This is a genomic window from Roseibium sp. MMSF_3247 (assembly GCF_030733765.1).
In the GTDB taxonomy this organism is placed as follows: domain Bacteria; phylum Pseudomonadota; class Alphaproteobacteria; order Rhizobiales; family Stappiaceae; genus Roseibium.
In genome coordinates, this window is record NZ_JASHII010000005.1 from 126,686 (window position 1) to 139,172 (window position 12,487).

A 12,487-nucleotide genomic window follows, 5' to 3' on the forward strand; every position below is an offset into this window, starting at 1 on the left:
TCCTTTCACGATCAGAATAAAAGGTACTCGGCGGTGAAAATCGAAAACTTGGCAAAATTCTGTATTGGGCTTCTGCCGGATTGGACAGGCTGGCAGCGTCAGATGAACTGCACTTCCACGATCTCGTAGGAGCGGGCACCGCCTGGTGCGGCGACCTCCACGCTGTCGCCTACCGACTTTCCGATGAGCGCACGGGCGATCGGAGAAGAAATAGAAACCTTGCTTTGTTTCACATCGGACTCAACGTCGCCGACGATCATATATTTCTTTTCTTCTTCCGTGTCTTCGTCAACCAAGCTCACGGTCGCGCCGAACTTGACAACATCGCCAGACAGCTTGCTCACGTCGATGATTTCGGCGCGGGACAGTTTGTCTTCCAATTCCGCGATCCGGCCCTCGTTCAGGCTCTGAGCTTCCTTGGCTGCGTGGTATTCAGCATTTTCCGACAGGTCGCCATGCGCGCGGGCTTCTGAAATGGCATCAACAATGCGCGGGCGCTCGACACCGGTCCGTTCCTTCAGCTCGTTTTGGAGCATGGTGTAACCGGCGGAGGTCATCGGAACTTTTTCCATGGGTCTAAGACCTTCAGCTTATTGGGTCCTCTCGAAGAAGACCACGCTTCACAAAAACAAACCCAGCCGGGAAAGGGCACTTTCCCGGCCGGTTTCAACTCATATTAGCCTTACGCGAAGTAGGATTGCAAAGGCCTAACTTCAAGACTCCCCGCTTTATGCGCACAGATGCCCTTCGCAGCAGCAATCGACCCTGCAAGCGTGGTGTAATACGGAACCTTGTTCAAAAGGGCTGCACGGCGCATTGAGCGGCTGTCGGCAATCGCCTGAACACCTTCGGTCGTGTTGAAGACAAGCTGCACTTCGCCATTCTTGACCGCATCGACAATATGCGGACGGCCTTCCATGACCTTGTTGATCTTCTCAGCCTTGATGCCTTGCTCTTTCAGGAACGTCTGGGTCCCCGCTGTCGCGATAATTTTAAACCCGGCATCTTCCAGGCTGCGGACGGCATCAACGACGGACGCCTTGTCCTGATCCCGCATGGAGACAAACACCGTGCCTTCCGACGGAACGCCCGTACCGGCCCCGATCTGGGACTTTGCGAAGGCTGTTCCAAAGTGGTTGTCGAGGCCCATGACTTCACCGGTGGAGCGCATCTCCGGCCCAAGAATTGTGTCGACGCCCGGGAACCTTGCAAACGGGAACACGGCTTCCTTGACGGCGATGTGGTCGAATTTCTTCTCTACAAGGCCGAAGGACGCCAGGCTTTCCCCGGCCATGACACGGCTGGCGATCTTGGCAATCGGCTCGCCAACGGTTTTGGCAACAAACGGTACAGTCCGCGATGCCCGCGGGTTCACTTCAAGAACGTAGATTTCGCCGTCCTTAATTGCGTATTGCACGTTCATCAGGCCGCCAACCTCAAGGGCGAGCGCCATTTCTGTTGTCTGGCGCTTCAGTTCCTCGATCAGGTCGTCAGACAGCGAGAACGGTGGCAGGGAACAGGCACTGTCACCGGAGTGAATGCCAGCTTCCTCAATGTGTTCCATGATACCGCAGACGAAGACATCCTTGCCATCGCACAGGGCGTCAACATCAACCTCGATAGCGCCTTCCAGATACCGGTCGAACAGCAGCGGGTTCGTGCCCAAAACCGTGTTGATCTGACCGGTCTTGTCGTTCGGGTATTTCGCCCGCACCTCGGCAGGAACCAGTTCCGGCAGAGTGCCAAGAAGATAGGAATTGAGGCTTTCCTCATCCCGAATGATCTGCATGGCGCGGCCGCCCAGAACATAAGACGGGCGGACCACCAGCGGCAGACCGAGCTGGCTAGCAATCAAGCGGCCCTGCTCAACGGAATAGGCGATGCCGTTTTCCGGCTGCTTCAGGCCAAGCTTGATCAACAGCTTTTGGAACCGGTCACGGTCTTCCGCCAAATCGATCATGTCAGGCGACGTGCCAAGGATTGGCACGTTGGCCTTGACCAGAGACTGGGCCAGCTTCAAAGGCGTCTGGCCACCGAACTGAACGATAACGCCGTGCAGGGTGCCGTTTTCTTGTTCCTTGCGGATGATTTCCAGAACGTCTTCCGGTGTCAGCGGTTCGAAGTAGAGACGGTCTGACGTATCGTAGTCCGTGGACACGGTCTCCGGGTTGCAGTTGACCATGATGGTCTCATAGCCGGCATCTTCCAGTGCGAAGGCGGCGTGACAGCAGCAATAATCAAACTCGATGCCCTGGCCGATCCGGTTCGGACCGCCGCCGAGAATGATAACTTTCTTGGCGTCGGACGGATTGGCTTCACAGGCCGGAGCACCCATGAAGGGAGCCTCGTAGGTGGAGTACATGTATGCGGTCGGAGACGCGAATTCGGCCGCGCAGGTGTCGATGCGCTTGAAAACAGGGTGGACGTTCAGCTCATTCCGCATCTTGACAATATCGTCCGTGTCCATGCCGGCAAGGCTTGCAAGCCGTGCATCGGAGAAGCCCATACCTTTGAGTTTGCGCAAATTGGCAGCATCCTTGGGCAGGCCGATATTCCGGATCTTGGCTTCCATGGCGAGAATATCGGCCATCTGTTCCAGGAACCAGGTGTTGATGCCACTGGCCTGATTGACTTCTTCCACCGTCATGCCGAGGCGCATGGCTTGCGCAACCGACAGCAAACGGGTTGGGGTTGCGGTTGAAACGGCGGCCCGCAACGCGTTCTTGTCGTCGCCCTGGTCAAGGCCCGGAATGTCGATCTCATCCAGACCGTTCAAGCCGGTTTCCAGACCGCGCAACGCCTTTTGAAGGCTCTCGTTGAAGGTCCGGCCAATGGCCATGACTTCGCCAACCGATTTCATCGCCGTTGTCAGGTAAGGCTCGGAGCCCGGGAATTTTTCGAAGGCAAAGCGTGGGATCTTGGTGACCACATAGTCGATGCTCGGCTCGAAAGAGGCTGGTGTTGCACCGCCCGTGATATCGTTTTCCAACTCGTCCAGTGTGTAGCCAACCGCAAGTTTCGCGGCGATCTTCGCGATCGGAAAGCCGGTTGCCTTGGAGGCGAGGGCGGATGAGCGGGAAACGCGCGGGTTCATCTCAATGACCACAAGGCGTCCGTTCTCCGGATTGACGGCGAACTGGACGTTCGAGCCGCCGGTTTCGACGCCGATTTCGCGCAGGACCGCGATCGAAGCGTCCCGCATGATTTGATATTCTTTGTCGGTCAGCGTGAGGGCTGGTGCGACGGTGATGGAGTCGCCGGTGTGGACGCCCATCGGGTCAACGTTTTCGATGGAACAGATGATGATGCAGTTGTCCGCTTTGTCGCGGACGACCTCCATTTCATACTCTTTCCAGCCGAGCAGGCTCTCATCGATCAGGACCTGGCCAACCGGAGATGCGTCGATGCCCGAGCGCACGATCGTCTCATATTCTTCCCGGTTATAGGCAACACCGCCGCCTGTGCCGCCGAGCGTGAAAGCGGGGCGAATAATGGCTGGCAGGCCAATTTCATCCAGAGCGCGCATGGCCTCCAGATAACCGGTGTTCCGGTCGTAGCCGGTGATCTTACCATCTTCACCGCGAATGGCCGGAGAGGAGGCAATGGCCGCCCGGGGATTCTCAAGACCGATCACGTCCATGGCTGCACGGAACTTTTCGCGGTCTTCCGCTTTGTCAATGACGTCGGCACGCGCGCCGATCATCTCAACACCGTATTTTTCCAGAACGCCCATCTGTTCCAGGTCCAGCGCACAGTTCAGCGCGGTTTGCCCACCCATCGTCGGCAAAAGCGCGTCCGGGCGTTCCTTTTCAATGATCTTGGCGACCAGCTCTGGCGTGATTGGTTCTATGTACGTCGCATCGGCCAGGTCCGGATCCGTCATGATCGTCGCTGGGTTCGAGTTGACCAGGATAATTCGATAGCCTTCTTCGCGCAGGGCCTTGCACGCCTGTGTTCCCGAGTAGTCAAACTCGCACGCCTGGCCGATAACAATCGGGCCGGCACCAATGATCAGGATGGAGGAAATATCTGTGCGTTTAGGCATCTCGGCTCGCAGCTCGAAGCGAGCGGTCCGGAAAAGCGCGTGTTTGCTTCCGGTCCGCTCGGTCGTTAAGTGAATGACGATGTTGGCTGAGCGCGTCTTATAGGGAAAACCGTGCCGCGTGGGAACCCCGGATCGCGCTAAACATGATGTTTATATCAAGGAAAATCGATCAGGCGTCGGGTTTGTCCTTGGGGGGCGGTGCATCTGTCGTTGTTACACCGTCAAAGTCAGCGATCCCTTGCGATAGGGCGTAACAGGCCAATCGGATTGATTTCGGGATTTCAACCGGCCGCCCGTCCCGATTTCCCTTCTCGTAGTATTGGATCATCCGCTTTTTCAGCCCGAGCTGCTCGGCAGCGTCTTTTTGCTTCAATCCGAGTGTTCGTCGCCAGCTCCGAAATTGTTCCGGTGTCATGATGGGGGTCGGGTTCTTTGATTTTGAGTCTGGCATCTTCAAATAAAGCGTGTGTTGAAACCAACGCCTTGATCGGCAGTCAGTAATTGTTTCCTGACACAAATATCTTGCGACCGAAAATGTCAATCCGGAAGTGCACATAGTGCGACTGTGGTCGGAATAAATGTGTCTGCTTTTAGTACCAGATACCTAAGGCTATGAGGCCATTCGTAAGACCTAGGAGTGACTTCCCTTTAGTACGAATCGTGGAATTCACGGATTGATCTGCGCTGTTGATCCTTTTGAACGCTCTTTTCCTCGGAAATTTTTCGTCCTTAGTGCCGTTGCGGAATAAAGTTAATTCTGCTCCGGAGCTTGGGGTAAGGACCGTTCCGCGAATTTCTGATTTCCTGAATAAAATCCCCAGCTTTTGAGCATAATGAGCTGAAGTTGCGTTTTAACAGCGCCAATTATCGATAATATCAGTGCGTAGTGTAATATTTATCATGTCGATTAGGAAGTTTACCTTATTATTAGACTTGCGAACTTGTCGTCGCGTGAGTGTATAATTTTCAACGTTCTTTGTAATGTTTCTGATATATTAGATTATCGATAATTCATATTTCTTGAGGTTATAAAATCGGCGAGAAAATTTTATCTAAAAAATACATGTATACATCGGAAAACGCCGTATGTTTACGGTAATTATATGACACGTACTCTGCGAAAAAATGCGTGTTTCCGTGATTTAGTCTAGATTTTTTCTATGGAATAGGTGTAAGGCTTGGCGTGCTTAATCTCGGACGTCCGCAGGTAAGCTTTCGTTGTTCAACACACTGGGTTGTGCATTGGAGCTCGTCTGAAACGCGTTTTTAGCCAGCGCCCGGTTGGTGGGATCCGGTGCTACTGGTGCGATTCAGAGCCTGTTATACGACTGAGAAAAATAAAAAGATCGGGCAAGAGACTATGAATAAGATAGCTACGAATATGGTGGTTGTTCCGGATATCGCGGGTCCGGATACTGAAATTCCGCAAGACGACCGTCCGCTGGCCATTTCCGAAATGTCGGAAAAGTTTGGCGTCACGCTCCGCACACTCCGCTTTTACGAAGAAAAAGGGTTGTTGCATCCGGTTCGCAAGGGTGCGCGCCGGTTCTATGGGGCGCGTGATGTTTCCCGCATGCGTGTTATCCTGCAAGCCAAGAAAATTGGCCTTACCCTTGTTGAAATTCGCCGCGTGATTGCTCTGGTTGAAGGCGGCACGCCGCGTCAAGAGCAATTTGCCGAGCTTCAAAGCATTTGCCTTTCCCAACAAGAGATTCTGCTGGAACAGAAGCAGATGCTGGACGAGCAGATCGCAGAAGTCGACCAGATCTTGGGAGCGTTTGCTCAGTTGCGTGGCTAAACGCAAATCAGATGCATCTCTGACGAAAAACGGCAGCCATTTCGGCTGCCGTTTTGTTTTTTCCAGACACTATGTTTACGCCGATCAGGCTTAAGCGGCCTTGGCGGTTTCCATAAGGTCGGTAAAGCGCTTGAAGAGGTAGCGGCTGTCCCGCGGGCCGGGAGAGGCTTCCGGGTGGTACTGAACAGAAAAGACCGGCTTGTCTTTCATCGCCAAACCGCAGTTGGAGCCGTCGAACAGCGACACATGGGTCTGCTGCACGTTGTCCGGCAGGCTTTCTGCATCAACCGCAAAGCCATGGTTCATGGACGTGATTTCCACTTTACCGGATGTTTGATCCAGTACCGGATGGTTCGCGCCATGGTGACCCTGGTGCATCTTGATGGTCTTGCCGCCAAGTGCTAGTGCGAGCATCTGATGGCCGAGGCAAATCCCGAACACCGGCAGCCCGGCATCGATCACGGATTTGATCGTACCTACGGCATACTCACCTGTTGCAGCTGGATCGCCAGGGCCGTTGGAAAGGAAGACACCGTCAGGCTTGTGAGCCAGGATATCTTCTGAGGTCGCGTTGGCCGGCAGAACAGTCACGTCACATCCAGCGTCAGTCAGGAGACGGAGAATGTTGCGCTTGATGCCGAAATCGAGAGCAACCACCTTGAACTTGCCGCCGTCCGCATTCAGATATCCTTCGTCCCAAGCCCATGTCTTTTGTGACCATTGGTGTGTTTGGGTGGTGGATACGTCTTTGGCGAGGTCCATGCCGACAAGGCCGGGCCAGTTGGCGGCAGCCAATTTCAAGTTATCCAGATCAAAGTTGCCGTCCGGATCATGGGCAATGACGCCGTTCGGGACGCCTTTTTCGCGGATCAACGCTGTGAGCGCGCGGGTGTCGACACCGCTGATGCCGATGATGTTGCGGCTTTTGAGCCAGGCATCGAGATGCTGCGCAGCGCGGTAATTGGCTGGATCTGTGATCGAGGCGGCAAGGACAGTGCCGCGGATGCCGCTGTCTGCGGCCATATTGACGGTTTCAATGTCTTCGCCGTTGGTGCCGACATTGCCGATGTGAGGAAACGTGAAGGTGATGATCTGGCCAGAATAGGACGGGTCCGTGAGGATCTCCTGATAACCGGTCATCGCGGTGTTAAAGCAAATTTCTCCAACCGCTTGGCCGGTTGCGCCGAGGCCGTATCCTTCGATCACGCTGCCGTCGGAGAGCACAAGCAGGGCGGTCGCCGGGGTGTCAGACCATGCGTCTGCAGTCGTCATGTCTTGTATCCAGAGTTTGATGGTGACATCATGCACTGCAGGAAAGGCGATCGGAGCGAAGGAAATCCTTGCATCTGGCCGTCTGCATTAAGCGCGGGACTCTATGGGAAGCGGGCAGGATCGTCAACATTGATCCTATGAAAAAAGATCTTTGAAATTCAATTGCTTGGCTAAAATGAACTGGTGGGTGTAAAGCACACTGACCCGTTTATACGGCAGGGGTGGGGCAAACCATGCGCGATGTGATGCGAGACAGAATCAACTCGGCCTTAAGGGCTGCACAAGATGCCGGTGACAAACGACGCTGCGCCACGCTTCGGCTCGTTCAGACGGCTGTCAAAGACCGGGAAAGTGCTGCCCGGGAAAACGGCAAAGACGGGATCAATGAGGATGAAGTGATTGATATCCTTCAGAAAATGGTCCGTCAGCGCGATGAATCGGCTGCTGATTTCGAAAACAGCGGCAAGTTGGAGCTCGCCGAACAAGAGCGCAGCGAACAAGCGATCATCCGGGAGTTCTTGCCCGAACAACTGAGTGAAGACGAAGTGCGGTCGGCTTGCGAGGAAACCGTGCGGGAAATTGAAGCTCACGGGTTGCGGGACATCGGCAGATGTATGAGTGAGCTGAAATCCCGCTATCCTGGCCAGATGGACTTTGTGCAGGCCTCCTGTGTCATGCGGGACATGCTGCGGAACGGCAATAACGATAACGCCGGCAGTGAACAGGCCGGTGAAGCAGACGGCAAAAGCGCAAACTGAGCGGGAGGCCCGCGGACTGGCTGCAGAGAAATGCTGGTTGGGTTTCGCACAAATCATCCCCAGAACACTTTGGCCCTTTCAATCCGGTAGCGAAGCCAGCCAATAAACCCTATTTTGAGGTGTAAGGCAGCCAGGCGGTTTGAGATCGCCTTGCTTGCTGCGATTTATTCACACGGATACCGTTCCCTTCATGCGATTTGAGCCGCGCCTTCTTGATGAAATTCGAACCCGATTGCCACTTTCGGAAATCGTGGCACGGCGGGTCACGTGGGACCGCAGGAAGACCCAGCCGGGGAAGGGCGACTATTGGGCATGCTGCCCATTCCATCAAGAAACGACACCCAGTTTCCACGTTGATGATCGGCGCAACCGCTACAAGTGCTTCGGGTGCGGTGCTTCCGGCGATCATTTCAAGTTTGTCATTGAGACCGAGGGCCTGAGTTTCCCGGAGGCCGTTGAGCGTTTGGCCGACCAGGCGGGGGTGGCCTTGCCGGCCCCTGACCCGCAAGCTGCTCGCCGGGAACAAAAGCGGGCAAGTCTTGCTGATATCTGTGAAATGGCCGCTCAGTTTTTTGAGGCTCAATTCAAGGGACCGCGTGGCGAGGGCGCGCGGGCCTATGTGCAAAAACGAGGGTTAACGCCGGAAACGCTGCGCGAGTTCCGGTTCGGCTTTGCACCCGACAGCCGGGACGCCTTGAAGTCGCACCTGAAGGGCCGCGGCGTTGAAGAGCCAGCGATGATCGAGGCGGGTTTGTTGATCAAGCCCGATGATGCGCGCCCATCCTATGACCGGTTTCGTGGCCGGCTTATGATCCCGATCCAGGATGATCGTGGCCGGGTGGTTGCGTTTGGCGGCAGAACCATGTTGCCGGATGGGCAACCCAAATACCTCAATTCGCCGGAAACGCCGCTTTTTCATAAAGGGACAATGCTGTTCAACGCCCACAGGGCACGGGAACCTGCGTTCAAATCCGGCCAAGCGCTTGTTGTTGAGGGCTACATGGATGCGATTGCCCTGTATCAAGCAGGCATTCGTCATGTTGTTGCCTCGCTCGGAACCGCTTTTACAGAAGATCAGATCCTGCGTCTGTGGCGTTTTGCGCCCGAACCCATGGTCTGTTTTGACGGGGATGCCGCCGGGATATCAGCAGCGCACCGCGCGATTGATCGGATTTTTCCGGTTCTCAAAAGTGGCTACTCTTTCCAGTTCAACTTCCTGCCGGACGGTATGGACCCGGATGACTTGGTCAAACAGCGCGGAGTTGAGGGCTTTTGGGCCGAGGCTGAAAAGTCCCGAAACCTGTTTGATGTTGTTTGGGATCGGGAGATCTCAGTTGCACGGTTGGATACGCCGGAGCGCAAGGCGGCTTTGGAAAAACGGTTTGATGACCTGATTGGCACCATCCGGGACGATCGGGTCAAACGGCGATACCAGCTCGATCTGAAGTTCAAGCTCTCTAATCTCTTTTTCGAGCTCTCCCGCAAGGACCGGAAGGGCGGAAAGAAGCCAGGCGCAGATCCGTCCGCCAACGTTATCGGTCTCGCGCGCGAGCGGGTAGCCGTCAGTGATGACTTCGGAACCGAGCGGCTTGTTTTGGGCCTTTGTATGCGGTTCCCGGATTTGCTTGATCGCAACTTCGAGCGTGTCTCTGGCCTGCCTCTGGTCAATGAACTGCACATTGGTGTCCGCGATGCCCTTTGCCGCATCGTCGATGATCTCGAAACCGCAGCCATTTCCGATTTGATCGCGTCGTTTGATGATCCATTGCGCGACGTGATGCACGAGATGGTGCTTGAGACCATTGGCCTTCAAGAACAAAAACAAGCCGAGTTTTATGCACTCAATCACCGTTTCCCGTTGCTAAAAACCAACCCGCCCGAAGACTTTGTCGAGGCGGCGTTCTTGCACTTCCTTGACGTCTTGGAATTGAACGCACTGGAAGAAGAGTTGCAGTCTGAGCTCAATGCTGCGGATGATCAGATCGACGAGCTTGCGTGGCAGCGGATACAGGCTTTGACACAGGACCTCACCCGACGCAGGGAAGAGTGCGCTCGTGAGGAAGGGGAACTCGCCGAAAGAGCCAAGAAAATCCGGTCTAACGGAGATGCTGGGGGCGCAAGCCAAGTCGCGGCGGGATAACGTATTTTCTGACGTTGGCTACCGGCTCTGGGTTTTGGTCCGGAAAAGCGCACAAAATGCAGCGGAAAATACCGAAAACTTATTGACCACTGCCGAATCACACTTGCGAATCGTGCGCGTCGAGCTAAATAGAGGTTTTGCAGCCTTCGCGAGCCTCAGCCTTCAAGCTGCTGACGGCCAATAGTCAGAACAAAGCTGCAAGCCGCTGAAACAGAAAAACGCGAACGCACGTGCGGTCGCGAAACCGGGTACTGCGTGCATTGTCGATGCAATTAATGACATTGTCGATAAGTGAGCAGTTAATTGGGACTTAAGGGACACGGCTTACAACCTGCAGAACAAGTTGATTCGTCTGGCAGCCGCCGCAGCAGTGCTGGCGCGCCGGGAATGCGGGTTTGAGCCAAACAGGGCGCGGCGCGGCCGATCCAAGGCCGTGAATTGGAGCACGATATGGTAGCCAAAGCGACACAAGCTGACGACAATCAAGAACAGGGCGCGGACAATGCCGATGGCCCGTTGCTGGATTTGTCGGATGCTGCTGTCAAAAAGATGATTAAGGCCGCGAAAAAACGCGGCTATGTGACATACGATGAACTCAACGAAGTTCTTCCGTCCGATCAAAACTCTTCGGAAAAGATCGAAGACATTATGTCGATGTTCTCGGACATGGGCATCAATGTGATCGAGGCCGAAGAAGCGGAAGACGGACCGGAAGAGGTTGACGGCGGCGAGCTGGTTGCAGCCAAATCCTCTGCAGTTGCCAAAACAACGACAGGCAAGGAACCTGCAGACCGGACAGATGACCCGGTTCGCATGTACCTGCGCGAAATGGGCTCTGTTGAGCTTTTGTCACGCGAAGGCGAGATCGCGATTGCCAAGCGGATCGAAGCTGGCCGTGAGGCGATGATCGCTGGCCTTTGCGAGAGCCCGCTCACGTTCCAGGCCATTATCATCTGGCGTGACGAACTCAATGAAGCGCAGGTTCTCCTGCGTGACATCATCGATCTGGAAGCCACATACGCTGGCCCGGATGCCAAAGCCGGGCCGACTGGCGACAATGATGATGATCCGGATGCGGAAGAAAGCGAGGGTGGTTCTGAGAACCAGGCTGGCGGCCCGTCCGAAAACACAGAAAACGAAGATGGCGAAGGCGACGGTGAGGACGACGACGACGAGTTCGAGTCCAACGTTTCGCTCTCTGCGATGGAAGCTGAGCTGAAGCCGCAGGTTCTCGAAACTTTCGACCGCATCGCTGATGACTATAAAAAGCTGCGTCGTCTGCAGGACCAGCTTGTCGAGAACAAGTTGGCCAACAAGACCCTGTCTCCGAGCCAGGAGCGCCGCTACAAGAAGCTGAAAGAAGACATTGTCGTCGACGTGAAGAGCCTGTCGCTCAACCAGAACCGCATCGATGCTCTGGTCGCTCAACTCTACGACATCAACAAGCGCTTGATGGGCTATGAAGGCCGTCTTCTGCGTCTGGCGGACAGCTACAATGTCGACCGTCAGGACTTCCTGAAGCAATACCAGGGCGCGGAGCTTGATCCGAACTGGCTGCGCAAGGTTGCGAACCTGTCGACCCGCGGCTGGAAGAACTTCATCGCCAAGGAAAAGGAAAACGTCCGCGAGCTGCGCCACGAAATCCAGACGTTGGCAACCGAGACGGGCCTTGAGATCACCGAATTCCGCCGTATTGTTGCGATGGTGCAAAAGGGTGAGCGCGAAGCGCGGATCGCCAAGAAGGAAATGGTCGAAGCGAACCTGCGCCTCGTTATTTCCATTGCGAAAAAGTACACCAACCGCGGTCTGCAGTTCCTTGATCTCATTCAGGAAGGCAACATTGGCCTGATGAAGGCTGTCGACAAGTTCGAATACCGCCGCGGTTACAAGTTCTCGACCTATGCGACCTGGTGGATCCGGCAGGCAATCACGCGTTCGATTGCCGACCAGGCCCGGACGATCCGTATTCCGGTGCACATGATCGAGACGATCAACAAGATCGTTCGGACCTCGCGCCAGATGCTCCACGAGATCGGCCGTGAGCCGACCCCGGAAGAGCTGGCTGAAAAGCTTCAGATGCCGTTGGAAAAAGTCCGGAAGGTTCTAAAAATTGCCAAGGAGCCGATCTCGCTCGAAACACCGATTGGTGACGAGGAAGATTCGCATCTCGGCGACTTCATCGAGGACAAGAACGCTGTTCTACCAATTGATGCAGCGATCCAATCGAACCTGCGTGAAACCACGACCCGCGTTCTGGCGTCGCTCACGCCGCGTGAAGAACGCGTCCTTCGGATGCGGTTTGGCATCGGCATGAACACCGACCACACACTGGAAGAGGTTGGGCAGCAGTTCTCGGTGACCCGTGAACGTATCCGTCAGATCGAGGCTAAGGCGCTCCGGAAGCTGAAGCACCCGAGCCGGTCTCGTAAGCTGCGGTCATTCCTCGACAGCTGATCGGCCTTCGCGATAACTTG

General features: G+C 55.2%; 8 protein-coding genes. 4 read left to right on the plus strand and 4 right to left on the minus strand.

Annotation, left to right across the window (positions count from 1 at the left end):
- Positions 1-98 precede the first annotated feature (98 nt).
- From greA to RBB44_RS17285, 3 genes are all read right to left on the minus strand, one after another.
- Positions 99-572: a transcription elongation factor GreA gene (gene greA, locus RBB44_RS17275; RefSeq protein ID WP_133946122.1), complete on the minus strand. Its 474-nt coding sequence runs from the start codon at positions 570-572 to the stop codon at positions 99-101.
- Between the two features lie 110 nt (positions 573-682).
- The gene (carB, locus tag RBB44_RS17280) at positions 683-4,045 is read right to left on the minus strand and encodes a carbamoyl-phosphate synthase large subunit (RefSeq protein ID WP_306148876.1); all 3,363 of its coding nucleotides are present in this window, start codon (positions 4,043-4,045) and stop codon (positions 683-685) included.
- Between the two features lie 169 nt (positions 4,046-4,214).
- Positions 4,215-4,460 carry a helix-turn-helix transcriptional regulator gene (locus RBB44_RS17285; protein ID WP_286190295.1) on the minus strand — a complete coding sequence of 82 codons (246 nt, stop codon included), beginning with the start codon at positions 4,458-4,460 and terminating at the stop codon, positions 4,215-4,217.
- Between the two features lie 945 nt (positions 4,461-5,405).
- On the opposite strand from RBB44_RS17285, the gene RBB44_RS17290 reads away from it, so the two are divergent.
- Positions 5,406-5,843, plus strand: coding sequence for a MerR family transcriptional regulator (locus RBB44_RS17290; protein ID WP_209181437.1), 438 nt, complete (start codon positions 5,406-5,408; stop codon positions 5,841-5,843).
- Positions 5,844-5,933: 90 nt separating this feature from the next.
- On the opposite strand, the gene carA is transcribed toward RBB44_RS17290, so the two are convergent.
- A complete protein-coding gene (carA, locus tag RBB44_RS17295; RefSeq protein WP_306148877.1) occupies positions 5,934-7,115 on the minus strand; it encodes a glutamine-hydrolyzing carbamoyl-phosphate synthase small subunit in 1,182 nt (393 codons plus the stop codon).
- A 245-nt stretch (positions 7,116-7,360) separates the two neighbouring features.
- On the opposite strand from carA, the gene RBB44_RS17300 reads away from it, so the two are divergent.
- From RBB44_RS17300 to rpoD, 3 genes are all read left to right on the plus strand, one after another.
- A complete protein-coding gene (locus RBB44_RS17300) occupies positions 7,361-7,873 on the plus strand; it encodes a GatB/YqeY domain-containing protein (RefSeq protein WP_306149101.1) in 513 nt (170 codons plus the stop codon).
- A gap of 190 nt (positions 7,874-8,063) precedes the next feature.
- A complete protein-coding gene (dnaG, locus tag RBB44_RS17305) occupies positions 8,064-10,013 on the plus strand; it encodes a DNA primase (protein WP_306148878.1) in 1,950 nt (649 codons plus the stop codon).
- Positions 10,014-10,463: 450 nt separating this feature from the next.
- Positions 10,464-12,467, plus strand: coding sequence for an RNA polymerase sigma factor RpoD (gene rpoD / locus RBB44_RS17310; protein WP_133946138.1), 2,004 nt, complete (start codon positions 10,464-10,466; stop codon positions 12,465-12,467).
- Positions 12,468-12,487 lie beyond the last annotated feature (20 nt).

Coding starts and splice junctions, on each gene's coding strand:
- RBB44_RS17290 (WP_209181437.1), top strand. CDS start 5,406: ATGAATAAGATAGCTACGAATATGGTGGTTGTTCCGGATATCGCGGGT.
- carA (WP_306148877.1), bottom strand. CDS start 7,115: ATGACGACTGCAGACGCATGGTCTGACACCCCGGCGACCGCCCTGCTT.
- RBB44_RS17300 (WP_306149101.1), top strand. CDS start 7,361: ATGCGAGACAGAATCAACTCGGCCTTAAGGGCTGCACAAGATGCCGGT.
- carB (WP_306148876.1), bottom strand. CDS start 4,045: ATGCCTAAACGCACAGATATTTCCTCCATCCTGATCATTGGTGCCGGC.
- dnaG (WP_306148878.1), top strand. CDS start 8,064: ATGCGATTTGAGCCGCGCCTTCTTGATGAAATTCGAACCCGATTGCCA.
- RBB44_RS17285 (WP_286190295.1), bottom strand. CDS start 4,460: ATGACACCGGAACAATTTCGGAGCTGGCGACGAACACTCGGATTGAAG.
- greA (WP_133946122.1), bottom strand. CDS start 572: ATGGAAAAAGTTCCGATGACCTCCGCCGGTTACACCATGCTCCAAAAC.
- rpoD (WP_133946138.1), top strand. CDS start 10,464: ATGGTAGCCAAAGCGACACAAGCTGACGACAATCAAGAACAGGGCGCG.